This window comes from Streptomyces sp. NPDC002787 (assembly GCF_053592095.1).
The window spans coordinates 31190-56409 of record NZ_JBSFVC010000009.1; the positions used below are offsets into that span (position 1 = coordinate 31190).

Genomic DNA, 25220 nt, shown 5'->3' on the forward strand with positions numbered 1-25220 from the left:
GGTGCGGTGCGGGTGCGTGGGGCCTCTCGCGCAGTTCCCCGCGCCCCTGAAGGGCCGGGCCCCTGCTTTCCAGGGCGCAGCCCCACCGACCCGCAACCGGCGACGTTCTTATGGGTCCCGGCGGACCCTGCGGCGCCATTCCTCGTCCCGCACCGTGATCGGGGCCGTTGGCGGGAGTTGGCGGGCCGTCGGGGCTTCCGAGAAGCGGGGGGCCGGGGTCGTCGGGGCCTCTGTCAGGGACAGTGACCGGAAGGCCGTCTCGATGATGGTCACCGAGGTGGCGACGGGGCCCGGTAGCCAGTCGGCGAAGTCGCGGACGTCCCGGCGGGCCGCTCCCGCGCAGTGCTCGGCGACGGCGGCGGCCGAGGGGCGGGAGCCCGGGTCCGCGGTGAGGCAGCGGCGGACGACGTCGAGGAGGGGGCGGTCGATGCCGTCCAGGGCGGGCGGGGAGACGTCGGTGGCGGCGATGCGCGTCGCGATGGCCAGGGGGTTGCCGCGCCCGTACGGGTGGTGCCCGGTGGCGGCGACCGCGGCGATCAGGCCGAGCGCGAAGACGTCGGACGCGGAGGTGACCCGGCGGCCCAGGGCGTGCTCGGGGGACATGTAGCGCGGGGTGCCGATCAGGCGTCCGGCGGTGGTGAGCGTGGCCGCTCCCGCCGCTCGGGCGATGCCGAAGTCGAGCAGCCAGGGCCCGTCCGCGGCGAGCAGCAGGTTGGCCGGCTTGACGTCGCGGTGGATCACCCCGGCGGTGTGCACGGCGTCCAGCGCGTACGCGGCGCAGGCCAGCAGTTGCAGGACCGTGGGGACGGGGAGCGGGCCGTGGGTCTCCAGGGCCTGGTCGAGGGGGACGCCCGGGACGTAGTGCGTGGCGAGCCACGGTCGCTCCGCACCGGCGTCATGGTCGACGATCGGCACCAGGTGGTAGCCGGAGACCCGGCGCCCGGCGGCCACCTCCCGGGCGAACCGCTCACGGAAGGCGGGGCTGTCGGCGTACTCCGGGCGGACCAGCTTCAGCGCGACCGGCTGACCGCCCCGGCTGCGGGAGAGATAGACGGTGCCCATGCCGCCCTCACCGATCCGGGCGTACAGCGGATACCCGGCGATCTCCCGCGGATCCTCCGTCCGCAGCGGCTCAGGTACCACCCCGCGCATCGACCGCCCCCTCCGCTCACGCCTGTCCCCGGAGCGTATCGCGGGCGCGGAACCCGCACTCACCCATTGACATCTACCCAAGTGGCCCTGAAGCGCGCCACCGCTTATAGAGGGTAGAAGCAACGATGAACATCACTAAAGGCGCCAAGACAGCAAACAGCGCCAACAGGATTGATGGGGTGAATACCGGCGTGGATCAGCGACCCGCCATGTCCGTCGTCGTGATCGTCTACAACGACGAGGCCAGGCTGCCCACGGCCGTGCGCTCGGTGCTGGAGCAGACGCTGCGGAGCGTCGAGGTCGTGATCGTCGACGACCACAGCACGGACGGCTCCTACGAGGTGGCCGCCCGCCTCGCCGCCGAGCACCCGGACCGCGTACGGGCCTACCGGCTCCCCGTGAACAGCGGCGGCTGCGGCGCGCCCCGCAACCACGGCATCCGTGAGACCCGTGGCGAGTACGTGCTCTTCCTCGACAGCGACGACGTCCTGGAGCGCAACGCCTGCCGGAATTTGCTGGAGGCCGCCGAGACCACCGGCGCCGACCTCGTCTCCGGCCTCTGCGTCCGCGTCCACGTCGACACGCGCACACGCAAGGAGGTCAAGTGGTACCCGTGGCTGTACACCCGCACCCGTACCCTCGACTCGATCTCCGAGCTGCCCGACCTGCTGGTCTACGACACCCTGTCGACCAACAAGTGCTACCGCCGGGACTTCCTCGTCGAGGGCGGACTGGAGTTCCCCGTCGGCATCCACTACGAGGACCTCTTCTTCTCCGCCCAGGCGTACACGGCCGCCCGCCGCATCACCCTCATCCCCAACCGGGTCTACGACTGGAACGTCGTCGAGAAGGCGGCGTCCAAGTCCATCAGCAACCGGCGGGCCGAGATCGCCAACTTCGCGCACCGCATGGAGATCCACCGCCGGGTGGACCGGCTCCTCGCCGGCCAGGGCATGCGGGAGCTGAAGTTCCACAAGGACGTCAAGTTCCTCAAGCACGACCTGGTGCTGCACCTGCGTGATCTGCCCTTCCGGGACGCAGCCTACCGTCAGGAGTTCGCCGAGCTGGCCCGCGCCTATCTGGCGTCGATCGACCCGGCCGCGTACGACGAGGTCGAGCCCATCCACGCCGTCTGCGCGTATCTGCTGCGGATGAGCGACTGGGACAACCTGCTGCCCGCCGTGGACACGCTCACCAACCGGGACAAGGTCTCCGCGCCGCTCGTCGAGCGCGACGGGCGGATCTACTGGTGCGCCGAGCACATCCAGGACGACCCCTTCGCACGCCGCGTCCTGGACGTCACCGAACTCGGCTACCACGCCCGCCCGGTCGGGAAGCTGTTCCTGCGCAACGAGCTGACGGAGTACGAGGGGACGGGCGGGGGCGGTGTCCGTCTCGCCGGACGCGTCACCAACCCCCTCGGCGTCATCCCGCCCGGCGCCCGGCTCACCGCCCAGCTGGAGTTCTACGCCCGCCGTCCGGGCGTGCGGTTCCAGACCTTCCGGGTGCCGGTGGCGACGGTGCGGCACGACGGCCCGTACATCACCTGGCAGGCGACCGCCGACATCTCGAAGACCCTCCGTCCGCTCGGCATCGTGGACGCCGTCTGGGACGTACGCCTCCATCTGGACGTCGACGGCGAGCGCACCTCCAGCCGGCTCACCGCCGCCGAACCCGGCCTGGCCGCCGGCGAGCTGCCGGTCCGCCCCCGCCTCACCCGGCTGGTCGCCGACCGCGTCGAGCCGCAGATCTCCACCCGCGGCCACCTCGCGTTCCGGCTGGTCCCCGACAAGAAGGCCAACGTCGTCGTCACGCGGGGCCTCCAGGGCACCTCCGCCCGGCTCGCCAAGTCCGGGTACCGCAAGGCGAAGGCGCTGCGCAAGAAGGCCACCTCCGGAGACACCAAAATCCGCCTTTATCATGAGGTTTTCCAGCGCATGCCGATGCGCCGGCGCCTGGTGGTGTTCGAGAGCCACCTCGGCCGGCAGTACAGCGACAGCCCCCGGGCGATCTACGAGGAGATGCGCCGCCAGGGTCTCGACTTCGAGGCGGTGTGGTCGTACACGGGCCGCCCGGAGGGCTTCCCCGCCGACGCCACCCTCGTGCGCCGCTGGTCGCTGCCTTACCTACGGGCATTGGCCCGCGCCGAGTTCTGGATCGACAACCAGAGCTATCCGCTGAAGCTGACCAAGCGCCCCGGCACGACCTACCTCCAGACCTGGCACGGCTCCGCCCTCAAGCGCATGGGCTTCGACGAGCCCGGCTGGAAGCTCAAGACCCGCGCCGAGCAAGCCGAACAGCAGCGCACGCTCGACCGCTTCGACCACTTCCTGGTCCGCTCCGAGCACGACGTCCGCACCCTCGCCAAGGCCTTCCGGCTGCGGGAGAAGGTGCTGCTGCGGGTGGGCTATCCGCGCAACGACGCGCTCGTACAGGCCCGAGCAACGGGCCGACGCCCGTCCCTGGCCGCCGAGTTGGGCATCCCGGCGGACAAGAAGGTCCTGCTCTACGCCCCCACCTTCCGGCACCACGGACAGCGCCGCTTCACCCTCCCCTTCGACGTGGAGCGCTTCGCCGAGACCTTCGGCGACGAGTACGTCCTCCTCGTCCGCGCCCACTACCTCAACCACGTCGTGCTCCCGCCGTCGGTCCGGGGCCGGGTCATCGACGTGTCGGCGCACCACGACGTGACCCCCGTCCTCGCCCTCGCGGACGCGCTGATCACGGACTACTCGTCGGTGATGTTCGACTACGCGCTGCTGGACCGCCCGATGCTCTTCTTCACCTACGACTACGAGGAGTACGTGCACCAGGGCCGAGGCGCCTACTTCGACCTGCTGGAACGGGCGCCGGGCCCGATCGTGCGGACGGAGGACGAGCTGTACGCCGTACTGACGTCGACGCCGCTGGACGAGCAGACGCTCAAGTACGCCGCCGCGCGGGAGCGGTTCACGGCCGACTTCGGCGAGTACGACAAGGGAACGGCGGCCCAGAGCGTCGTCGACCAGTTCTTCTCCGAGTGGAGGCACCAGTGACCGGGCGGGACGAGGCACCAGTGACCGGGCCGGGGGACGAGGCGCCCGTGACCGGGTCGCGGGACGAGGCGCCAGTGACCGGGTCGCGGGACGTCTTCCTGGTGTCCAACAGCGTGGACGAGATGGGCGGTGTGACCAGCTGGTCCCATCACCTGGCCCGTCTGCTCACCGAGCGCGGCCACCGCGTCCACGTCATCGGTGTCACCACCCCCGAGGACCCGCACGACCTCGGTGAACTCCCGTACCCCACCACCAGGTTGTACGACGGCCAGCCGCCGGCCCCCGGCCGGGCGCGGGACGCGAGCATGCGGGACAGGGCGACCGTGCTCACCGGCCTCTTCCGGGCCGCGCGCCCCGGCGGGATCGTCATCGTGACCCAGGTGTGGGCGATGGAGTGGGTGAGGCTCGCCGACACGACCGGTCTGACCGTCATCGGGATGAGCCACGAGTCCTTCGAGACCTCGCGGCGCTCCTCACGCTTCCGACGGGTGCTGAAGTACTACCGGGACGTCGACCGCATGCTCGTCCTCACCCGCGAGGACGCCGACCTGTGGATCGGCGAGGGCCTCAACAACGCGTCCTACCTGCCCAACGCCGTGCCCTGGCTGCCGGAGGTGCCCTCGCCGCGCACCGGGAAGGCGGTCGTCAGCATCGGCCGGCTCAGCGACGAGAAGGGCGTCGACATGCTCCTCGACACCTGGGCCGAGGTCGCCCCCCGCCACCCCGACTGGAACCTGCTCGTCTACGGCTCCGGCGAGGACGAGGAACTCCTCAGGAAGCAGTGCACGGCCCTGGGCCTCGACGCCTCGGTGTCCTGGATGGGCCGCACGAACGACGTACCGGGTGCCCTGCGCGGCGGCTCCGTCTTCGTCCTGTCCTCCCGGGGGGAGGGCTTCCCCCTCGCCCTGATGGAGGCCATGGCGATGGGCGTCCCCTGCGTCGCTTTCGACTGCGCGCCGGGCGTCCACGAGATCGTGCGGGACGGGGAGGACGGGCTGCTGGTGGCCCCGGGCAACACGGGCGAACTGGCCCGCAAGCTGGACCTGTTGATGACGGACAAGGCCTTGCGGGACCGGATGGGCGACACGGCGAGGGAGAACATCCGGCGGTACGGGACGGAGGAGATCGTGGGGAGGTGGGAGGCGTTGTTCACCTTCTTGGAGAGGTGAGCCGCGACCTCCTGGGGGCGGGGGAACTGCGCGAACAACCACGACGAACCCGTGGCCGCCGAACCACAGTTCCCCCCAAGCCCTCTGGCGAAAAGGCCTACTTCTTCCCGCCGGTGAACCTCTCGTACTCCTTCAACACCTCGTCCGTCGCCCCGTCCATACGGAGTTCCCCCCGCTCCAGCCACAGCACGCGGTCACACGTGTCCCGGATCGACTTGTTGTTGTGGCTGACCAGGAAGACCGTCCCCGCGTGCTTCCGCAGCTCACGGATCCGAGCCTCGGAGCGCTTCTGGAAGGAGCGGTCCCCGGTCGCCAGGGCCTCGTCGATGAGCAGGACGTCGTGGTCCTTGGCGGCGGCGATGGAGAACCGCAGGCGCGCCGCCATGCCGGAGGAGTACGTCCGCATGGGCAGCGTGATGAAGTCGCCCTTCTCGTTGATGCCGGAGAAGTCGACGATCTCCTGGTACCGCTCCTTGACCTGCTCCCGGGACATCCCCATGGCGAGCCCGCCGAGGTGGACGTTCCGCTCACCCGTGAGGTCGTTCATGAGGGCCGCGTTGACGCCGAGCAGGGACGGCTGGCCGTCGGTGTAGATACGGCCGTTCTCGACGGGCAGAAGCCCGGCGACGGCCTTGAGCAGCGTCGACTTGCCGGAACCGTTCGTACCGATGAGCCCGATCGCCTCACCCCGGTACGCCGTGAACGACACGTTCCGCACGGCGTGCACCTTGCGCACACCGGCCGCCTTCTCGGCCTTCTTCCGCCGCAGGATGCGGTTGAGCGCGGCGGTGGCGGTGCCACGCCCGGCGCCGGTGCCGTTGACGCGGTAGACGATGTCGACGCCGTCGACGACGACGGTGGGGACGAGCTCGGCGGCGGTCGCGCGAGCGTCCTCGGTGCGGGGGGCGATGATGGTGTCAGCCACGGCCGTACGTCTCCTCAGCCTTCCAGAAGTAGATGAACCCGCCGACGCCCGCGAGGAGCGCCCAGCCCGTGGCGATCGCCCAGACGTGCGGCGGCAGTTGGTCCGCCTGGAAGCTGTCGATCAGCGCGAACCGCATGAGGTCGATGTAGACGGCGGCCGGGTTGCACTCCAGCAGCATGTGCACGAAGGCGGGCATGTCCCGGCCGGCGAGGATGTGGTCCATGCTGAACATCACGCCCGACGCGTACATCCACGTACGCAGCACGAACGGCATCAGCTGCGAGATGTCGGGCGTCTTGGCGCCGATCCGCGCCATCGCCATCGCGACCCCGGCGTTGAACACGAACTGAAGCGTCAGCGCGGGGATGATCAGCAGCCAGGACAGGGCGACCGGTACCCCGAAGGCGAGCAGGATCACCACCAGCGCGGCCATGGAGAACAGCAGTTGCTGGAGCTGCTGCAGGCAGTACGACAGGGGGAGCGAGGCCCGGGGGAAGTGCAGGGCGCGGACGAGGCCGAGGCTGCCGGAGATGGCCCGGGTGCCCGCCATGATCGAGCTCTGGGTGAAGGTCCACACGAACACGCCGGTCACGAGGAACGGGACGTAGTCCGGCACGCCCTTCTTGGTGCCCATCAGCAGGCCGAAGATCAGGTAGTAGACCGCCGCGTTGAGCAGGGGGTTCGCGATCTGCCAGATCTGGCCGAGCTTCGCCTGGCTGTACTGCGCGGTCAGCTTCGCCGTGGCGAAGGCGGTGATGAAGTGCCGCCGGGCCCACAGCTGCCGTACGTACGCGCCGAGCGAGGGGCGGGCCCCGCTGACGCTGAGGCCGTACCGCGCGGCGAGCTGGGCCGGGGTCTCGGCGGCGCGGGCGGTCTGGGGGGTGTCCGCCGTGGTCGGGGGCGGTGTGTGGAGGACCTGGCTCACATCCGCTGCTTTCGCTAGTGGGGGGCGTCCCGCGTACTCGGCTGCGCGTCTGCTGCTTCTTACGTCGCCTTTGCCCTGCTCTTACGTCGGGACGGGACCGTATCGTCGCAACGTGAGCGTAAGCCGATTCGACGTCGGGACGCAACCGTTTCGTCGTCACGGCCTATGCTGTGAGCCATGACGACGAACGCCGACCCGGATCGGACCCCACCGCGCCGCCGGGCCCCCGCCGGGGCGGCGGTGCTCCGCGAGGACGTGACCGAGGCGATCCGGGCGGCGGTCTTCGAGGAGCTGGCGGCCGTCGGGTACGCCCGGATGTCCATCGAGGGGATCGCGCGCCGCGCGGGCGTCGGCAAGACGGCGGTGTACCGCCGCTGGCGTTCCAAGCTGCACCTGGTGCTGGACCTGGTCTCGGCGGTGGCCGTGCAGGGCCTGCCCATGCCGGACACGGGCTCGCTGGAGGGCGACCTCCGGCTGCTCTACGAGGTCACGTCCCGCGCCCTGCGCCACCCGGTCGCCGGCCAGATCATCCCCGACCTCCAGGCCGAGGCCGCCCGCAACCCGGAGATCGCCGAGGCGATGCAGAAGGCGTTGCGGGAGGGACAGCAGAGCGTGGCCACGGGGATCGTGGCGGCGGCGGTCGCCCGGGGCGAGGTCCGTGAGGGTGTGGACGAGGACCTGGCCCTGGACGTGATCTCCGGGCCGCTGTACTGGCGCTCGGTGGTCGTCCGGGCACCGAAGCTGCCGAAGGGGTACCTGGAGAGCCTGACGCGGGCCACGGCGGCGGCGCTGCGGGCGTTGTAAGGCGGCAGCGGGGCTGTCGGGGGGGGGGGGGCGGGGGAGCGTGCACGGCCCGAAGGCTTCGGGGGGCGAGCATCCGTAAACCGAGCGTGCGTAGATCGACCGTGCGCAGATCGACCGTGCGCAGATCGACCGCGTGTAGACCGAACGCTCCGTAGGCGGGTGGCGTCTTAGTGACAGCCGCTCAGGAATGAGGTCGCCGTGACTCTCTCATGCTCCCGTGCTCGTTCCGTGCTCCTGGCCGCCGCGCTGATCGCGGGGACGGTGGGGATGACCGTCGCCTGTGACGGCGGGACGTCTCCCGACCCGAAGGGACGAGCCTCGCCGGAGCGCACCATGGCGGGGACCGCCCTCACATGGCAGGAGCCTTCCTCGTACGTCTACACACTCACGTCGACCTCGCAGGCCCTGGCGGGGCGCTTCAAGGTCACGGTCCGGGACGGCAAGGTGGCCCAGGCGGTCGGCCTCGACGACGACAGTCGGCGGCTGCTGGAGCAGGGGCCTGACCGAATCCCCAAGATCGGCGACCTGTTGGACATGCTGGAGAAGGCCTGGCAGGAGCAGGCGGACACGGCGGAGGTGCAGTACGCCGTCGGCGGGCATCCCGCGCGGATCACCCTGGACGTGGACGAGGACGCCGTCGACGACGAGGCCGAGTACGTCATCAGTGACTACGAGCCGGGCGCCGGCTGAGGCCGAGGGTCAGTGGGTGTCCTGAGCCGCCAACTCCGTTGCCAGGTGGATGAGTTCCGGGGTGCGCAGTACCCGCTCCCCGAATCCCGGGAGTGGTACGTGCAGCGGCTCCAGCCAGCGCTCCGGGATGGCCTCGACGCCGTACACCGCGCCCGCGAGCCCGCCGGTCACCGCCGCGACCGTATCGGTGTCACCGCCGAGGTCCACGGCCGCGCGTACGGCGTCCTCGTAGGAGTCGGTCGTCCGCACGGCCCAGACGGCGGAGCCGAGGCAGGGCCAGACGGCGCCGTTGAACTCCGTGGCGTCGTCGGGGTGCCAGCCGGGGGCGAGGACGACTTCGTACCGGGGGCGGTGGTCGGGGTGGAGTGCGGCCAGGGTGTCGGGGAGGGCGGCGAGCGGGTCGCCGCCGGCCAGCGCGACCCGGACCAGCTCGTGGAAGGCGGCGGTGCCTTCCCAGGCGGCCGGGTCGCCATGCGTGAGGGCGGACAGCCGCCGGGCCGCGTCCATGCTGCGGTCCCGCCCGTCCCTCGCGAAGTACACGGCCGAGGTGGCGGCCCGCATCAACGCGCCGTTGCCGGCGGCCCGTAGGTTCACCTGGAAGTGGAGGGCGGCGGCGAGGTCCCACGGGTCGCCGCTGGTGAGAACGTCCTCGGTCTGGATGCCGATGTCCTTGGGGTCGGAGGCCGCCCAGCGCTGGAACCTCCGGAAGACGTTCGGGCAGTTCGAGCCCACCGCGTTCCACGAGGGACTCCCCGACGAGCACGGCCATCTGCGTGTCATCGGTCGCCTCACCCGGGTCCCAGCCGCCACCTCCGCACATCTCCCCGCCGTGGCCGGCCCTCGGGAAGCGCGCGGAGAGCGCCCCTTCGGGCCCGAACTCGAAGGGGGCGCCGAGAGCGTCGCCGACCGCCGAGCCGAGCACCGCACCGAGGGCCCGCTGCGGGTCAACGTCCGCCAAGGGTGCCTGCTTTGAGGGCGGTGAGGAGGGCGTGGAGGGGGGTGGGGGTGGTGGTGAGGTGGGTGGTGGGGTGGTCGCTTTCGCGGAGGTGTATGGCGGCGGGTGCGTTGGTGGAGAGTTCGACGCAGTCGTTATCGTCGCTGCCTCCGCCGGAGAAGGACGACTTCTGCCAGGCGCGGGGCTCGAACACGGTGACACCTTTCAGAGTTCGTGGGTGATGCGGGCGATCAGGTCCCGAGAGACAGCCGGTGACAGGGCTGTCGACGAGACGCGCTCGAAGTGTTGCCGGTACTGCTCGGCGGCGCGGTCCCAGCCGTCCCAGTCGACCGACCGCAGCCGACGTGACATGAGTGGCGGCGCCGGCGAACCTGCTCATGGAGCGTGGCGGACTTGTCCGGTTACCGCAGCTCCGCCCTCCGCGTACCAAGAACGGGTCTGTTCGCCGTGCTCGCCCCACTCCAGCTCCACGAGGGGGCGACGGCCGTCCTCGGTCATGATCCGCTTGGTCGCGAGTGCGCCGTTGGGATGCCAGGTCCGGGACTCCCCGACCGGAAATCCCCCGCGCATGTTTCCCTCGGCCCGCGGTGAGCCGTCCGGAAACCACTGCCTGACCGGGCCGTTCGGGACCCCGTCCTCGTACGTCTCCAGGCTGATCATCCGGCCCCGCTGGTATTCGACGACTTCCCCGGAGTAGAGAACGCCGTTGTAGAAGAGGCGCTCCCCGTCATCCATGTCCACGTCGGGGTCGTCGATGTCGATGCGGGGCGGAGCAGCCACCGCTTCCCTGCCTGCTCCGGTTCCGGCTCCGGCCTCGCTCCTGCCCTCGGTCTCGCGCCATGCCCTGATCGGCCGCCCCTCCTCGTCCCACTCGCGGTTTTCCAGCATGGTCAGCCCGTCCGCGGTGAACACGCGCTCCGCCGCGAGCGTGCCGTTGGAGTGCCACTCCCATGAGATGCCGACCGGGCGTCCCTGCCGTGCCGTCCCCTCGGAACGCGGGGTGCCGTCCTCGTTCCACTCGTGGCTCGGACCGTCCTGGCGGCCGTCGACGTAGCGGTCCCGGCTGATGACGACACCGCGCGAACGCTCCTCGACCTCACCGGTGAAGGGCACGCCCCGGTACAGCAGACGCTGCCCGTAATCCATGTCCACATCGGGGTCGTCGATGTCCAATACATCGGGCGCTGTGTCGGGCGAGTTCACAGCAGGTCCGTCAGGTCCGGGCCACGGCCGTCGAGCACGTCCGGGGCCTTGATTCCGTGGCCCTCGGCGATGCCGAAGTACGTGTCGTGGAACACGGCCGGTTCCACCCAGATCCCGGGCGCGTCGGGTGCCACCGTCAACTCGACCAGGCGGTGTTCCCGGTGCTTCTCCTCCGTGGCGTCGATCCAGGTCCCGGAACCCACGACGAGGATGCTCCCGACCTGGGCGTCGGGGGCAGCCCACGGGGCGGCTCCGCCCTTCGGCGAGCGGGGGAGCGTCGACATCACTTGGTCAGTACCGTCCTGACAGTTCCTCCAAGGCGTCGAGAGTCGGGGCTTCCTGGGGGAGTTCTTCGGCGAACCGGCCGAGGGCCGGGTCCGGTGGGGCCTGACGCAGCCAGTCCAGAGCTTCGATGCTGCCGAGTCCTCGTCCGTGTGCCTCGCGGAGCCGCAGCACCCACCCCGCTCCGGCCTCGAACGCGTCGTCACCTGCCGCCGTTCTCGGTTCGTAGCCCGCGGCGTTGTCGCCGGTGGAGGCCCACACGTAGCCCAGGGTCCGGCCGTCCCGCTGGACGGTGAAGTAGCGCACGGGGTGGTCCGTGGTGTCCTCGTACTCGTTCTCCGTCCTGGGGAGGGCGGACAGGAGCCGGCGGGACCGTGTCGGAACCTCGAAGGTGCCCCATGAGTCGGCGTAGGCGGGACCTTCGACCGCCAGGTCCTCGAAACCGGTCGTCGTGGGAGTCGCGTGGCGGTTGGGATCGCCCGGTTCGGGGGCGCCGCCGAGCAGGTCCGAAACGGCTTGCAGAGCGGCTGAAAGCCGGGGCGCGTTCTCGGCGTGGATCATCGGCTGCTTCCGCTCGCGCGTGTCCATCGTCAACCACGCGTCGGAGTAGGTTTCCAGCGTCACCACGACGAGATCGGTCTTCCAGATGTCGACCTGGATGGTGAACAGCTGCTCCGCGCGGTGCCTGGCCCCGGACTCCAGCCACACACCGGGGCATTGGACGCGCAGCCCGGTGAGGAAGTCCCCTTCGAACGACTCCGCCCGCGCCACGGCGTCCGAAAGGGCCGTCCCCGGTGAGAGGGGGTCCCCCTCCAGCACGAGACCCCGCACGTCGAGCCGTACGTCTCGCGTGTCGTTCATGGCGCGAACCGACAGGCCGACCTTGCCCGCGGGCACCGCGAGTTCATACCGGGCCAGGATGTTCCAGACCGCCACGGCGATCTCCGCCGCCTGCGAGGGCTTGGCATCGGCGCTGGTCGGCGTGGCTTCCCATGTCCAGTCGCCGATGGGTTCCGTGGTGATCACAGCATGTCCTTGGGGTCGGTCTTGCTTCCCGGCGGGATGGTGAGGGTGCCGTCCTCGAGGCGTACGACGAAGGTGATGCCCTCACCCTTGGGGCCGCCTCCGCCGCGGTGGATGTCCATGAGGGCATCGTAGGATCCGTCCGCCTTCCAGCCCGCGATGGTTCCCCGACCGCCGTCGACGAGCAGGATGCGGTGATCGGCCTCGGACTTCGCCAACTGCAGCAGGTACTTTCCGCGGGTGATCTCCTTGATGGGATCCTCCGGGTCGTTGAGGTGCTTCATCTGGTAGCCGTAGATCTCGCCGGACGCGTCCTTGATACGGATGTCCAGGTCGGAGCCGACGGGCACCTTCACCTCGAAGTCGATCGCGTGTGCCGGGACACCGCTGTCGACCAGGGCGTTGGCGAAGACGATCTGGTCGGCGCCGGGCTGGAACATTTGCTCCTTGCGCGCCCCCAGGGACGACACGACCTGACCGAACTCGTCGCTCTGGTTGAAGCGTCCAGAGGCGATGATCTCGGCGACCTGCTGACCGTTCGGCTCCTCGGCCAGCCGGGCGAGGGCTCGTTCGAGCACATCCGGCTTCGGCCGCTGCTTGCCGGGGATCCCCTTGATCGCGTCGCGGATCCGCTGCTCGGTGTCGCCGCCGCGCACCATCGGTTGGCCGTCGCCGCCGGGCGTCCCGCCTTCGGAGCCCCCGTCGCGACCACCACCACCGGATCCGTCTCCACCGCCCGGTCCATCACCACCGCCGGGTCCGTCGCCGTGACCGCCGGGTCCGTCGCCGTGACCACCGCCGGTCGGGCCTTCTCCGTGACCGCCCGACGAGGTTTCCGAGTGGCCGCCGCCCGGCGTCTCGCCGCGCCCGCCCGAAGGCGTCTCGCCGTGCCCGCCACCGGTGGGACCCTCACCACCGCGTGAGCCCCCGCCGCCGGTCGGCGTCTCATGGCTCCCGGACGGCCCTCGGCCCAGGTCATCGGCGCGGCCACCGGGCAGGTTGTCCGCACGACCACCCGGCAGGCCGTTGTCCCCGGTCCGCCCTGTGGCACCCAGGCCGTCGCCGACCCGACCGGTCCCGCCCAGGTCGTCCCCGACCCGGCCCACAACCGTCGTGCCGTCGCCCACTCTCGCCCCCGCGCCCACCAGCTCCGGCTGCCTGGTGTTGACGTCGGCGGCGCGCTCGGCCGCCGTGCCCTCGCGGGGGATGTCGTCCAGGGACTCGCGTACCGTTCCGTCGGCGTTGTGTACGACCAGGGTGTCGGTGTTGAGGTAGACGACCTCGCCCTGGGGGGTTTCCATGCGGACGCTGTTCTCGGGGGTGAGCCCGGTCGGGACGTCATCCGTGAGGTTCGTCGGGAGGTCGTCCGCGAGGTTCGGGGTGTCGGCGATCTGGTACGTGCCCTCGCCGAGCCTGATGTGCGTGCCGTCGGTGATCCCGCGCAGGCTCGCCATGACGTCGCTGATCTTCACCGCCGTCGCGCCGACGCCCTTGGTGAGGTACGTCATCGGGTCGACGATCTTGCCGGCCCTGCCCGCGAAGGAGATCGCCTTGGCGATCGCGCCCGCCTTGCCCGCGCCGGCCACGGCGCCCCCGGCGCCGCCGGTGAAGACGGTGGTGAGGACGTTGAAGGTGACCGCGCCCGCCGCCCGCGACGGGTTCTTGCCCCACTCGTCGTACGCGATCAGCGCCTTCCCCGTCTCCACGACCGCCGTACGGGAGTCGCGCAGCCAGGACGGGAGCTTGTCGGCCGGCGTCAGCCAGTACGCGGCGCCCAGCGGCGTCGCCGTGATGACGATGCCCGTGAGGAGCTTGCCGAGGCCGGTCCAGGCCTGGCCGGCCGCGTCCCAGCCGTTGAAGCCCACCAGCGTGCCGAGGCCCTTGATCGTGCCCCACACACCGTCGACGACGAAGCCGACCGCGAAGTCCCAGGCGTGCTCGTGGATGTAGTACCAGGGGTTGGACTCCTCGACCGGGTCGCCCCAGGGCAGACCACCGGCGTTGTTGAGGTCCTCGCCCCGGAAGCCGTACATGTTCTCTTTGTTCGAGCCGTCGTTGACGACCAGCGCCTCACCGCCGACCAGCGCGACGATCTTGTTGTAGCAGTCGCGTTCGGCGGCCTGGAAGGCGGCGTACGTGGCGTTGATGTCCGAGCGGCGGTTGTTGTTCTCCTCGACGAGGTCGCCGTCGGCGCGCCACTCGTCGTCGCCCTCGATCTTCGCGCGGAAGGCGATCGCGTCCTGACGGAGCTGGTGGAACTTCTGCTTGAGCGGGCCGACGGCCGCGGCGTACGTGTCCAGGGCCGAGGCGACGGTCTCCAACTCGGTGGCGAACTCGTCGCCCTTGGCCGCCACCGGCGCGGTCGTCGCGAACAGCGCCTCCGCCTCCGGCGCCTTGTAGTACGCGGAGAGGCCGCCGAAGCGGGTGTGGACCGCCGAACTCGAGTCCTTCAGGGAGGTACCGGCCGAACGGACGCCCGCGATGTGCTGGTCGAGCAGCTCCAGATTGCCGGTGAACTCGGGGACTTCCTCCGGGATGACGGGGATGTCGTCGCTCACTTCGGCCCCTGCCCGCCGTTGCCGTCGACACCCGGCGGCGGCGGTACGACCGTCGCCTTGAGCGCGTTGGCCTGCTGCTCGGCGGCCATGTCCAGGTCGCCCGTGACATAGGCGTTGGTGGCCTTGGCCGCGCCCTGCACGGAGTCGATGGTCCGCTGCGCCATGTACGCCAGCTTCTGCTGCCGCTCCTGCAGGTACTTGCTCAGGGCCGCCGCGACCGGTCCGACCGGCACCCGTGGGGTGCCCGCGGCCACCGGCCCGATCATGGGCCCGTTGAACTGCCCGCCCGGCACGGCCGTACCGGCGGACTCGGCCGCGCTCGCCATGTTCGTCACCAGCGAGTTGGCGGCCTTCTCCAGGCCGCCGGCCGCCTCACCGGTCGAGTTCAGCGTGGTCTGCACGTTGATCGGATCGATGTCCCAAGCCGGCATCGTCGCTACCCCCGTAACGCCCTGTCGGACACGTCGTACCTACGTCATCGCCGAGGAGTTCCTCGGCGACTTCCCCAACTTCCCCTAGTACACACGAGCAAACCGCACCGGACAGTTCCCGCTTCGCGTCGATTCCGTCACAGGCGCTACAGCCGCTCCTGCCGCTCCAGCCGCTGCGCCCACCCCGCCCACGCCGACGAGATCATGTCCTCGACGCCGTACCGCGCCTTCCAGCCCAGCTCGGCCGCGATCCGGTCGGCCGAGGCGACGACGCGCGCGGGGTCGCCCGGACGCCGGTCGACGACCACGGGAGGCAGGTCGTGGCCGGTGAGGGAGTTGATCCGGGCGATCATCTCGCGCACCGAGACGCCGTCCCCGCGCCCGATGTTGAGGGTGAGGTCCGTGCCCCGCGCCTCGCGCAGCCGCCGCGCGGTCGCCACATGCGCCTCCGCCAGGTCGACGACATGGATGTAGTCCCGGACACACGTCCCGTCGGGGGTCGGGTAGTCGGCGCCGAAGATACGCGGCGGGGCGCCCTCGGAGAGCTTCTCGAAGACCATGGGGACGAGGTTGAAGACGCCGGTGTCCGCGAGCTCCGGGGACGCCGCCCCGGCCACGTTGAAGTAGCGGAGCGAGGCCGTCGACAGGCCGGTCGCCCGGCCCGTGGCCCGCACCAGCCACTCGCCGACCAGCTTGGTCTCGCCGTACGGGCTCATCGGCACGCACGGCGTCTCCTCGGTGACGAGGTCCCCGTCCCGCGCGGCGGAGGGCATGCCGTACACGGCGGCGGAGGACGAGAAGACGAAGGACGCGACCCCGGCGTCCGTGGCGGCCGACAGCAGGGTGCGCAGGCCCTCGACGTTCTCCCGGTAGTAGTGCAGCGGCAGTTCGACGGACTCGCCGACCTGCTTCTTCGCCGCGAGGTGGACGACGCCGGTGACGCCCCGGTCCCGGATCACCCGGGCCAGCCGCTCCCCGTCGAGGGTGGAGCCGATCTCCAACGGCACGTCCTCGGGCACGCGTTCGGCGATCCCCGTGGACAGGTCGTCGTAGACGACGGCCTGTTCGCCCGCGTCGAGCATCGCGCGCACCACGTGCGCCCCGATGTATCCGGCGCCACCGGTGATCAGCCAGGTCATGGACGATCGTCCCCTCGTAGTCAAAGCGATGTCTTGGCGGTGCCTTGGCGGTGCCTTGCGGCGCCTTGGCGGTGTCTTGGCGATGGTGCGGGTGCCCTCACATGGTGCGGGTGCATCAGGTGGGCATCAGTGCAGCAGGCGTTTGAGGCGGCGGCGTACGACTTCGGTCAATCCTCGCCAACCGGGCGCGAGTCGTAGCGCGAGCGCCCCCGCGTGGGTCGCGTACGGCTGCGCCAGGAGGACTCCGTGGCGTGCGCTCGGCAGTGCGCTCCGGCGCAGCAGCCCGGCGCCCGCGAGGGCGTGCGCCGTGGTCTCCCGGTGGGTGCCGTCCTGGAACCGCAGCCGCAGCCGGAGGTCCCAGGTTCCGCTGCCCAACGCCCCCAGGTCCAGGGGGACGTCGGCCGTCCAGCTCTCGAAGTCCGGCTCGACCGCGAGGGTCGTCGTACCGGCGAACCCCACCCGCCCGCTCTCCCGCTCGGCGAACTCCACCGTCACGGACTCCGGCCCCGCGTCCGCCATCCGCCCGTACAGCTCGTGCAGCCGCAGCCGGAGTGTCGTCCCCCGCGCGCGTGGCCGCAGTTCCGCGTCGACGGCGGCGGGCAGCAGGTGTACGGGGCGGACGAGGAGGTGGTCCAGCTCCACCTGGGGCAGGTCGGCGGACCAGACGGGAGAGCCGTCGCCATCGCGCGCGTAGGGCGGGGCCAGCCGGGCCGGACGGGCCGCGAGCTCCTTGAGACGGGTCAGGTCACGCGGTTCCTCGGAGGCGAGGATCACCCGGGCGACGACGCGGCCGGGCGCGGGCGCCGGCGTGAAGTCGCCCTCGTCGAAGGCGGACAGGTATGCGCGCGTCAGCGCCCACCACTCGCGCCGGTACTCGGGGCCGCGCAGGTCCAGCTCGCGCGCGTACATCCGCAGTGAGTGGTCGAGGAAACGCGTGCGCGTGGCCCGCGCCAGCCGCTTCTCGCCGGCGCCCAGCAGGATGTCGTACGACAGCCGGTCGGCCTCGATGCGGGCCCGCCAGTTGGCGATGCCGGAGCGGTCCAGGGAGATGGACAGCCGGGCCGCCGACCGGCGCACGTGCCAGACGTACACCGGGTCCGGGACGAGCGCGACGCGCGGCACGGCGGCCAGCACGCGCGCGACGAACACGAAGTCCTCGTAGGCGAAGCGGCCCTCGGGGAAGCGGATGGCGTGATCGCGCAGGAAGGTGGTGCGGTAGAGCTTGTTGACGCAGAGGGTGTCGTGCACCAGGCGTACGCGCCGGGACGGGTGTGCCACCAGCGTGCGCCGAGCGTACAGCTCGGGCTGCCAGGGGGTCTCCCGGCCGGACGGCAGCTCCTTGCGCACGCACAGCCCCGCCGCGACCGGTGCGTCGTGCTTCAGGGCGGCCTCCAGCAGCGCGTCCACGGCGCCCGGCGGCAGCACGTCGTCGCTGTCCAGGAACATCACGTACGGGGAGGTCGCGGCGTCCAGCCCGGTGTTGCGCGGGGTGCCGCAGCCGCCGCTGTTGGTGTGACGCCGGATCACCCGCAGGCGGGGTTCGTCCTCGGCCAGCCGCTCCAGCAGCTCCCCGCTGCCGTCCGTCGAACAGTCGTCGACCGCGATCACCTCACGGACGGCCGGCCCCTGCGCCAGCGCCGAGCGCACGGCGTCCGCCACATGGGCGGCGTCGTCGTACCCGATGACGACGACGGAGACCTGCGCCTGCTGAAGAGCCATGGTTGCCCCGCACCTGTGAGAGGTATGTGTGCAATCTTCCCTTAAGAGGGGCTTCGCGGCCCCGTGGGGAAGATGGCACCCGGGAGGCCGGGGTTCCGTTTGAAGTTGTCGGATTCCGTCGGTGCGAAGAGCGAAGGGCTTTTCAGGGCGGCCGACCCTCGGGCGCGCCGGATCCGCCGGACGGCCTAGCCCGCCGACTCCTCCGGCGCCGGCTCCTCCAGTGCCGCCTCGTCCAGCGCGGCCGTCAGGCGGTCCAGGCGGTCGCGCAGGTCGCGGATCTCGTCGAGGTCGAAGGTCGTCGCGGAGACGATCCGGCGCGGCACGGCCAGTGCCCGCTCCCGCAGGGCGGTGCCCTCCTCGGTCGCCCGCACCACCACCGACCGCTCGTCGCGGGCGCTGCGCTCACGCCGTACGAGACCGGCCGCCTCCAGGCGCTTCAGCAGCGGCGACAGCGTCCCGGAGTCGAGCCGCAGATGCTCGCCCAGCTTCTTGACGGGCAGCTCGCCCCGCTCCCACAGCACCAGCATCACCAGGTACTGGGGATAGGTGATCCCCAGGTCCTTCAGGACCACGCGGTAGACGCTGGTGAAGGCGCGTGAGGCGGCGTGCAGGGAGAAGCAGATCTGCCGGTCGAGACGGAGGAACTCCTCCTCGGAGATCTGCCCGGAGGCCTCCTGGGAGGTCTCCTCGGGTGAGGTGGCGGCGCTCGTGGTCATGGTTCCAGGGTACCCCCTGTCCACCATTTAGTTGTGGACAATTGAATTGTGTGCTCTACTAAAGCCCGTGAACGGCGGTCGGACCGGACCGCCGGACGTGACAAGACCTGTGAAAGGGATGGTTCTCCCATGGACGCGCTCTACACCGCTGTCGCCACCGCCACCCACGGCCGCGATGGTCGCGCCGTCACCAACGACGGCAAGCTCGACCTCGACCTGGCCCTCCCGGTGGAGCTGGGCGGCAACGGCCAGGGCACCAACCCGGAGCAGCTGTTCGCGGCCGGCTACGCCGCCTGTTTCGCCAGCGCCCTCGGCCTCGTCGGCCGCGCCGCCAAGGTCGACGTCAGCGACGCCGCGGTGACCGCCGAGGTCGGCATAGGCAAGGAGGGCGAGGGCTTCGCCCTGAAGGCCACCCTCCGCGTGGAGCTTCCCGACTCGGTCGACGAGGCCACCGGCCGCAAGCTCGTCGAGCAGGCCCACCAGGTCTGCCCCTACTCCAACGCCACCCGCGGCAACATGCCGGTCGAGCTGGTCGTCGAGTAAGCCGCGCCGTCCGCGAGGGGCTGAGGCCCGTTCGAGCCCGCGGATCGCTCCGACTCCCCCTTACGGAGCGATCCGCGCCAGCACCTCCCCGGTCCGACGACTCCAGTCCACGACCACCGCCTCCTCCGGCAGCCTCCGCCCCCGCGTCAGCAACAGCCACTTCACCCCGTACCGCCGCGCGACAACCGCACGCTGACTCCGCGTCGACGCCGGATCCAGGTACGCCCGCACATCCGCGTGCCGCCGCATCCGCTCCCCCTCCTCCAGCGCGGGATCGGGCCAGGTCGGCGCCGCCATGTTCACCCCGTGTCCGGCGAGCGCGTGCCCCGCGAAGTAGCCGTCGGTGATCAGCACCTCGCCCGCCCGCACATGCCGCGCCGCCCAGTCGTACGAAGGCCAGCGCGGCGGCTGATCGAAGCCGACCGGATCCAGCGCCCGCGGTACGACCGCGCCCGCCTGCACGGTCAGGAACCCCACGCAGGCCCCGACGGCGGCGGCCCCGCCCAGCACCCGCCGGGCCCACCCCCACGGCCGCGGAGCCGCCAGCTCCACGGCCAGGGCGAACTGCGCGGGCACCGCCGCGAGCCCCAGCACCCTCCCGTACGTGTAGTGCCCGCTGACCCAGCCGTACGCCACCACCAGGCACTCCGCCGTGAACATCAGCACCAGCGGGTCCCTCGGGGACCGGCGCCCCCGCGCCCACAGCGCCGGCAGCCCGAGCAGCGCCAGCCAGAGGTGCCCGGCCACGTTCTCGTACAGAAGCCGGTGCATCCCGTCCACGCCCGTGTTCCCGGCCAGTGACAGGACGTCGTAGTACGGCCATGACACCGCCACCGCCAGGGCGACCGCCCCAGCCAGCACCCACCGCCCCGCCACCGGGCCCCGCCATCCGCGCTGCCGGGCCGCCACGATCGCCACGGCCCCGGCCAGCGAAGCCGCCGCCGTGATCGGATGCACCAGCAGGATCAGCCCGTACAGTGCCCCGAGCCCGGCGTACGCCCAGGCGCTGCCGAGGCCGCTCGGCCCGACGTACCGCACCCTCCGCGAGAACCCGCCCCCACGCGCGCGTGCGCCCGTCCACGCCCACGCCCAGAACGTCAGCCCGGTGGCGAGCGCCGACGGATAGCCGAGGGTCGTCGTCAGTGACATCAGCCCGAGGTAGCCGCTCCACAGGACCCGCTCGGTGCCCCACAGCAGCGTCATGAACAGCACCGCGAGGACCGGCGCCCACGGCCGGGGCGTGAGCACCCGCACGAAACGGCCGATCCCGGTCAGCAGCACCACCAGGTTCACCGGCCCGGCGAGCTTCACCAGCGACCAGCCGCTCAGCCCGGTCAGCCGCGCGAGGACGCCCTGGGCGACGGTGTACGGGGAGTAGTACGGGCTGCCCGCGCCCGGCAGGTCGGCGGTCGGGTGGGCCGGGTGGAGCAGGTTCCAGCGGAGGCGTTCGACGACCGCCGCGTGCTGGCCGGCGTCACAGCACAGCGGCACCCGCCAGTACGCCAGCGTCAGTACCAGCCAGAACAGCCCGCCGACGACGGCGTACGGGGTCGGCCGCCGGGTCAGCCAGGTGCGGCCGCCGCGCAGAGCGGTGGCGCCGAGGGTGAGGCGACGACCGGCAGCGGAACCGGTCCGGGCTGTCTGGGGCATTTGCCCTGTATTCCCGGTATGGCCGTACGTGGTGGCGGCTCAGCTCGCGGTCACCACATCGAGTGAGCCGCGGGTGGCCGGGACACCCGGCGGCGCGGCCTCACCCGGCAGCGCCGACCCGCCCGGCATCAGCGTCCGTACGACCCGCTCGGCGGCCCGCCCGTCGTCGAACGGAGCGGGAGACATGGCCGGGCGGATCGGCGGTGATGTCGACGTACATGCCCCGGCTCGCCGCGAAGGCGTCCAGGTCGTCGGCGTGCACGACGATCGGCCGGTCCAGGTTGGCGTAGTCGAACATCAGAGCCGAGCAGTCCGTGACGAGCACGTCGGAGGCGAGCATCAGCTCCTCGACGTGCGGCTCGTCGGTCGCGTCCACGACGACACCCCGCCGGTGCAGCTCGGCGAGCCCGAAGCCGCGCGCCGGGCCGTCCGCGAGCGACGGATGCAGCCGTACGACGAGGGTGTGCGCCTCGCCCAGGCTGCGCCGCAGGTCCGCCGCGAACCGGGCGAGGTCGAAGCGTTCGACGTGCCCGCCCCGCCGGTAGTCGCGGGGCGTGGGCGCGTACAGCACGACCGTGTGGCCGGCCGGGACGCCGAGCCGCTCACGGACCGCCGCGCCGCTGTCCGGCCCGGCGTTCACGAGGACGTCGTTGGTCAGCATCCCCGGCACGTCCACCCCGAGCCGGGCACCCGGCTTGTGCAGCAGGTCGGTGCCCATGAACTTGAGCGGTGTGCCCTGGTGGGTGTGGAGGTGCACACTGCCCGGGCGCTTGGTGAGGGTGCCGGGCCAGTCGACGTTGTTGACGAAGTACGTCGCCCGCGCGGCCACCCGCAGATACTCGGCCGAGCCGGGCGCCACGAACTCGACACCCGGCGGCAGCGCCGCCACCCGCTCCGGCCGCACCACCCACACCCCCCGGATGTGCGGCGGGACCTCGCGGGCGGCTCCGTACACGGCCGCCGGGTCACCGAGCACCCCGCGATGGGAGAACGCCGAGTACACGGCCAGGTTCGGGTCCAGCGGCAGCCGCTCGTGGGCCGGCGACCGGACCCGTCTGATCCGCTCGGCACCGGCCGCCCGCAGCCGCTCCCCGCGCGCGCCGAGCGCGGCACGGATACGGGCCGCCCGCCGCCGGGCGCGGTAGGCGGCCCAACCGCCCTCCAGCACCCCGAACCCGGGGGCCACGGGATCGCCGTCCGACCGGTACTTCCGGTACAGCCCCGCCGTCCGCCGGAAGAACTCGGCCTTGTCGCCCGGCGGCACCCGGTCCGGCCTGGCGAGGATGTCCAGGCAGTGCTCCGCCATCTTGTGCCGCAGACGGGGCCGCCACTTCGCCAGGTCGGGCCGGGAGTCGAGGAAGCCGAAGACCCGCTCGTACTGGTCGTGCACATCGAAGTGCTGACGGCCGGTGGTGGACAGGAGGGCGCCCCGCCGCCGCTGCCGGTACGCCACGCAGATCCGGTCCAGCGTGGCGATCCGCCCGGCGCTGAACAGCACAGGGAACGTCCACGGCGTGTCCTCGTAGGAGCCGGGCGGGAACCGGAAGCCGTGCGCCTCGACGAACTCCCGCCGGTACGCCTTGTTCCACACGACCGTCAGCAGGTCGAGGAGCTCGGGGTGCTCGTCGATCGTGAAGGTGCCGGGCCCTGTTGCCGCGAGGACCCGCGCGAGGGCGTTGCGGCGCGTCCCGCCCCACCAGTACGTGCGGGCGTAGTCGAAGACCAGCACATCGGGGTCGCCGGTCTCGTCGAGCCGGTCGGCCAGCGCGCGCAGGGCGCCCGGGGTGAGCGTGTCGTCGCTGTCGAGGAAGAGCAGGAACTCCCCGGTGGCGCACGGCAGCGCGGCGTTGCGGGCGCGGCCGAGGTTCACGTTCGCCGGCAGGTGCACCACCCGTACGCGCGGGTCACGGGCCGCGTAGGAGTCGAGGATCTCGCCGCTGCCGTCCGGCGAGCGGTCGTCGACGGCGATGACCTCCAGGTCCCGGTACGACTGGTCGAGCACCGAGTCGAGGCACTCGCGCAGGAAGCCCCGGACCTGGAAGACGGGGACGATGACACTGAAGTGGGGCATGTCCGTCAGCTCCTCACGAGGGTCGCGGCGGCGGGCGCCGGGGCCGGGGTGCGCTCGGCGAGCGGCACGACGGGCGGCAGCGCCCACGGCGGCTCGCCCAGGAACACCCGCCGTACGACCCGCTCGGCCGCCCGCCCGTCGTCGAACTGGCAGAACCGCTCCCGGAAGCCGGCGCGCAGGGCGTCGGCCTCCGCGTCCGCGTACGAGCCGTCGCGGAACAGCTCCGCCAACTCCCGCTCGCTGCGGGCGACGTGGCCGGGCGGCGCGGTCGGCAGTTCGAAGCAGACGCTCCGGGTCTCCCGGTACATCTCCCAGTCGTCCGCGAGGATGACGATCGGCCGGTCGAGGTGGGCGTAGTCGAACATCAGGGACGAGTAGTCGGTGATCAGCGCGTCGGCGGCCAGGCAGACGTCCTCGGTGGACGGGTGCCGGGTGACGTCGATGATCCGGCCGTCGCCCCTGGCGGCCGTGGAGCCGCCGTGGCCGTGGTGCGGCCGCAGCAGCACCACGAACTCCTCGCCCACCGCCTCGCAGAACGCCTCCAGGTCGAGCCGGACGTCGTGGCCGGTGGCCTGGTCGGCGGCCTGGCCGGTGGTGCGGCCGGTGACGTGGTCGCGGGGGGCCGGGGCGTAGAGCAGGGCCTTCTTGCCCTCGGGGACACCCAGTTCGCGGCGGACCCGGGCCACGTCCGCCGCCGTCGCCGTGTAGTGGACGTCGTTGCGCGGATGGCCGTACTCCAGCTGCTCGTAGGTGCCCGGGAAGGCCCGCTCCCAGGTCTCCGTCGAGTGCCGGTTGGCGGACAGGCTGAAGTTCCAGCGGTCCACGCGTTCGAGGAGGCCCGTGAAGCCGCCGGACGTGGCGGCCACCACGGGGTACGGGGACTGGTCGAGCCCCGTCGTCCCCAGTGGGGTGCCGTGCTGGATCTGGAGGTGGACGCTGCCGGGGCGCTTGACGACCGCGTCCGCGAAAGGGGCGTCGCCGACGAGGTATTTGGCGCGGGCCAGCACCCACCAGTAACGCCGGCTGCCGATGACGGCGTGGTCGACGTCCTTCGGGAGGTGGGGCACCGCGTCGGGCTCGACGAGGAACACCGAGCGGAGGTGCGGGGCGAGTTCGCGCGCCTTCGCGTGAAGGGCGCCCGGGTCGCAGGTGACGCCACGGCCCCCCGAGGCGCGGTACACGACCAGGTTCCTGTCCAGCGGGAGGCGGCGCTGGGCGGCGTACAGGGCGCGGGTCAGGGGCGCGCGGGGGCGGGGGAGCGCCGTCAGGGCTCCGGCCGCCGCGCGATGGGCGGTGCGCAGGGCCTGGAAGCCGGCGTACGAGCCGGACGCGAGCAGCCGGTGCCGCACGCCGGGACCGCCGCCGGGCGGGTGGAAGGCCGCCGGGCGGTGGTGGCGGTAGAGGTGCGTGGCGCGGCGGAAGAAGGCGCGGCGATGACCGACGGGCAGCCGCTCCGGGTGCGCGGCGGCCCGCAGCACGACCGCGAACAGCTGCTCGAACAGCGCCGCCGACAGACCCGGTCCGGCCGTCGCGCGGGTCAGCACCAGCTCCACCTGGTCGAGGAGGTCGAGCTGGTGCGCGCCGGGCGTGTTCAGCCGGCTGCCCTGCCGGCGCAGCAGATGGCGTACGCAGACCGTGTCCCGCAGCTCCGCCGTGCGGTCGGCGGCGAGCGCGACCAGACCGCTCCAGCCGAGGTCGGTGAAGTGGCCGATCGGGAAGGTGAGGTGGTGTTCGCCGAGGAAGTCCCGGCGGTAGGCCGCGCTCCACGCCGGAGCCTGTACGCCGGTCGGGTGTACGACGGTGGTGCCGCCCTCCCACCAGTGCGCGCGCTCGTGCGCGAAGTACAGGACGTCGGGGTCGGCGGTCTCCCGCAGTCGGTTCGCGATCGCCCGCAGCGCGCCGGGGGCGAGCGTGTCGTCCCCGTCCAGGAACAGGACGTACGTCCCGTGCGCCGCCGTCAGTCCCGCGTTGCGGGCCGCGCTCAGTCCTCCGGCGGGCGGCGACTCCACGGGGGAGACCCGGGTGTCCCTGGTGGCGTACGCGGCGGTGACCGCCCCCGCCGGGGAGTCCGGTGCGTCATGGACCGGGATCAGCTCGAAGTCGCCGAACGGCTGGGCGAGGACCGAGTCCAGGGCGAGGGACAGGCGCCCTTCGACACCGTGCGTGGGGACGATGATGCTGAAGCGGGGCATTCTGTCCTTTCGGTCGGGCGTGGGAGAGCTCGGGAGTG

20 protein-coding genes and 2 pseudogenes are annotated in these 25220 nt (G+C 71.7%); 5 read left to right on the top strand and 17 right to left on the bottom strand.

From position 1 onward, the window contains the following. Positions 1-108: 108 nt before the first annotated feature. Positions 109-1152: a serine/threonine-protein kinase gene (locus ACWD26_RS14265; RefSeq protein WP_451269693.1), complete on the bottom strand. Its 1044-nt coding sequence runs from the start codon at positions 1150-1152 to the stop codon at positions 109-111. A 209-nt stretch (positions 1153-1361) separates the two neighbouring features. Between ACWD26_RS14265 and ACWD26_RS14270 the strand changes: the two genes are divergently transcribed. Together ACWD26_RS14270 and ACWD26_RS14275 are read left to right on the top strand one after the other, a co-directional pair. Further along, positions 1362-4187 (top strand): bifunctional glycosyltransferase/CDP-glycerol:glycerophosphate glycerophosphotransferase, encoded by a 2826-nt coding sequence (locus tag ACWD26_RS14270; protein ID WP_451270093.1) that lies wholly within the window; start codon positions 1362-1364, stop codon positions 4185-4187. A gap of 47 nt (positions 4188-4234) precedes the next feature. Then, positions 4235-5356, top strand: a complete 1122-nt coding sequence (locus tag ACWD26_RS14275; protein WP_451270095.1) for a glycosyltransferase — start codon at positions 4235-4237, stop codon at positions 5354-5356. A 97-nt stretch (positions 5357-5453) separates the two neighbouring features. On the opposite strand, the gene ACWD26_RS14280 is transcribed toward ACWD26_RS14275, so the two are convergent. Continuing rightward, positions 5454-6281 carry an ABC transporter ATP-binding protein gene (locus ACWD26_RS14280; protein ID WP_451269695.1) on the bottom strand — a complete coding sequence of 276 codons (828 nt, stop codon included), beginning with the start codon at positions 6279-6281 and terminating at the stop codon, positions 5454-5456. Then, positions 6274-7206 carry an ABC transporter permease gene (locus tag ACWD26_RS14285; protein ID WP_451269697.1) on the bottom strand — a complete coding sequence of 311 codons (933 nt, stop codon included), beginning with the start codon at positions 7204-7206 and terminating at the stop codon, positions 6274-6276. The genes ACWD26_RS14280 and ACWD26_RS14285 overlap by 8 nt, the downstream gene beginning before the upstream one ends. Positions 7207-7383: 177 nt before the next feature. Here ACWD26_RS14285 and ACWD26_RS14290 point away from each other — a divergent pair, with 177 nt between their 5' ends. Both ACWD26_RS14290 and ACWD26_RS14295 read left to right on the top strand, forming a co-directional pair. Further along, the gene (locus tag ACWD26_RS14290) at positions 7384-8010 is read left to right on the top strand and encodes a TetR/AcrR family transcriptional regulator (RefSeq protein WP_451269699.1); all 627 of its coding nucleotides are present in this window, start codon (positions 7384-7386) and stop codon (positions 8008-8010) included. 198 nt (positions 8011-8208) lie between these two features. Then, a complete protein-coding gene (locus ACWD26_RS14295) occupies positions 8209-8700 on the top strand; it encodes a DUF6174 domain-containing protein (protein WP_451269701.1) in 492 nt (163 codons plus the stop codon). 9 nt (positions 8701-8709) lie between these two features. Here the strand turns inward: ACWD26_RS14295 and ACWD26_RS14300 are convergent. From ACWD26_RS14300 to ACWD26_RS14350, 11 genes and pseudogenes are all read right to left on the bottom strand, one after another. Next, positions 8710-9658: pseudogene (locus tag ACWD26_RS14300) on the bottom strand (ADP-ribosylglycohydrolase family protein). Continuing rightward, on the bottom strand, positions 9645-9848 hold the full coding sequence (locus ACWD26_RS14305; RefSeq protein ID WP_451269703.1) for a DUF397 domain-containing protein: 204 nt from the start codon (positions 9846-9848) through the stop codon (positions 9645-9647). Before ACWD26_RS14305 ends, ACWD26_RS14300 begins: the two are co-directional and overlap by 14 nt. A gap of 11 nt (positions 9849-9859) precedes the next feature. Beyond that, positions 9860-10006 carry a hypothetical protein gene (locus tag ACWD26_RS14310; RefSeq protein ID WP_451269705.1) on the bottom strand — a complete coding sequence of 49 codons (147 nt, stop codon included), beginning with the start codon at positions 10004-10006 and terminating at the stop codon, positions 9860-9862. 24 nt (positions 10007-10030) lie between these two features. Then, a complete protein-coding gene (locus ACWD26_RS14315; RefSeq protein WP_451269707.1) occupies positions 10031-10858 on the bottom strand; it encodes a toxin-antitoxin system YwqK family antitoxin in 828 nt (275 codons plus the stop codon). Continuing rightward, positions 10855-11142, bottom strand: coding sequence for a hypothetical protein (locus ACWD26_RS14320; RefSeq protein WP_451269709.1), 288 nt, complete (start codon positions 11140-11142; stop codon positions 10855-10857). The genes ACWD26_RS14315 and ACWD26_RS14320 overlap by 4 nt, the downstream gene beginning before the upstream one ends. A gap of 7 nt (positions 11143-11149) precedes the next feature. Further along, positions 11150-12166 carry a hypothetical protein gene (locus ACWD26_RS14325; RefSeq protein WP_451269711.1) on the bottom strand — a complete coding sequence of 339 codons (1017 nt, stop codon included), beginning with the start codon at positions 12164-12166 and terminating at the stop codon, positions 11150-11152. Next, positions 12163-14721, bottom strand: coding sequence for a hypothetical protein (locus tag ACWD26_RS14330; RefSeq protein WP_451269713.1), 2559 nt, complete (start codon positions 14719-14721; stop codon positions 12163-12165). The genes ACWD26_RS14325 and ACWD26_RS14330 overlap by 4 nt, the downstream gene beginning before the upstream one ends. Continuing rightward, positions 14718-15152: a DUF6507 family protein gene (locus tag ACWD26_RS14335; protein WP_451269714.1), complete on the bottom strand. Its 435-nt coding sequence runs from the start codon at positions 15150-15152 to the stop codon at positions 14718-14720. Before ACWD26_RS14335 ends, ACWD26_RS14330 begins: the two co-directional genes overlap by 4 nt. A 146-nt stretch (positions 15153-15298) precedes the next feature. Continuing rightward, a complete protein-coding gene (gene galE / locus ACWD26_RS14340; protein WP_451269716.1) occupies positions 15299-16291 on the bottom strand; it encodes a UDP-glucose 4-epimerase GalE in 993 nt (330 codons plus the stop codon). A gap of 126 nt (positions 16292-16417) precedes the next feature. Then, a complete protein-coding gene (locus ACWD26_RS14345) occupies positions 16418-18010 on the bottom strand; it encodes a glycosyltransferase family 2 protein (RefSeq protein WP_451269717.1) in 1593 nt (530 codons plus the stop codon). 185 nt (positions 18011-18195) lie between these two features. Beyond that, complete coding sequence (locus tag ACWD26_RS14350; RefSeq protein WP_451269719.1) at positions 18196-18726, bottom strand: MarR family winged helix-turn-helix transcriptional regulator; 531 nt, start codon at positions 18724-18726, stop codon at positions 18196-18198. 129 nt (positions 18727-18855) lie between these two features. Between ACWD26_RS14350 and ACWD26_RS14355 the strand changes: the two genes are divergently transcribed. Further along, a complete protein-coding gene (locus tag ACWD26_RS14355; RefSeq protein ID WP_390996913.1) occupies positions 18856-19269 on the top strand; it encodes an organic hydroperoxide resistance protein in 414 nt (137 codons plus the stop codon). A 60-nt stretch (positions 19270-19329) separates the two neighbouring features. Here ACWD26_RS14355 and ACWD26_RS14360 read toward each other — a convergent pair whose 3' ends face one another. The 3 genes and pseudogenes from ACWD26_RS14360 to ACWD26_RS14370 form a co-directional block, all read right to left on the bottom strand. Then, positions 19330-20919 carry a hypothetical protein gene (locus ACWD26_RS14360; protein WP_451269721.1) on the bottom strand — a complete coding sequence of 530 codons (1590 nt, stop codon included), beginning with the start codon at positions 20917-20919 and terminating at the stop codon, positions 19330-19332. Positions 20920-20958: 39 nt separating this feature from the next. Next, positions 20959-22990 (bottom strand): annotated as a pseudogene (locus ACWD26_RS14365) (bifunctional glycosyltransferase/CDP-glycerol:glycerophosphate glycerophosphotransferase). A 5-nt stretch (positions 22991-22995) separates the two neighbouring features. Continuing rightward, positions 22996-25182, bottom strand: coding sequence for a bifunctional glycosyltransferase/CDP-glycerol:glycerophosphate glycerophosphotransferase (locus ACWD26_RS14370; RefSeq protein WP_451269723.1), 2187 nt, complete (start codon positions 25180-25182; stop codon positions 22996-22998). Positions 25183-25220 lie beyond the last annotated feature (38 nt).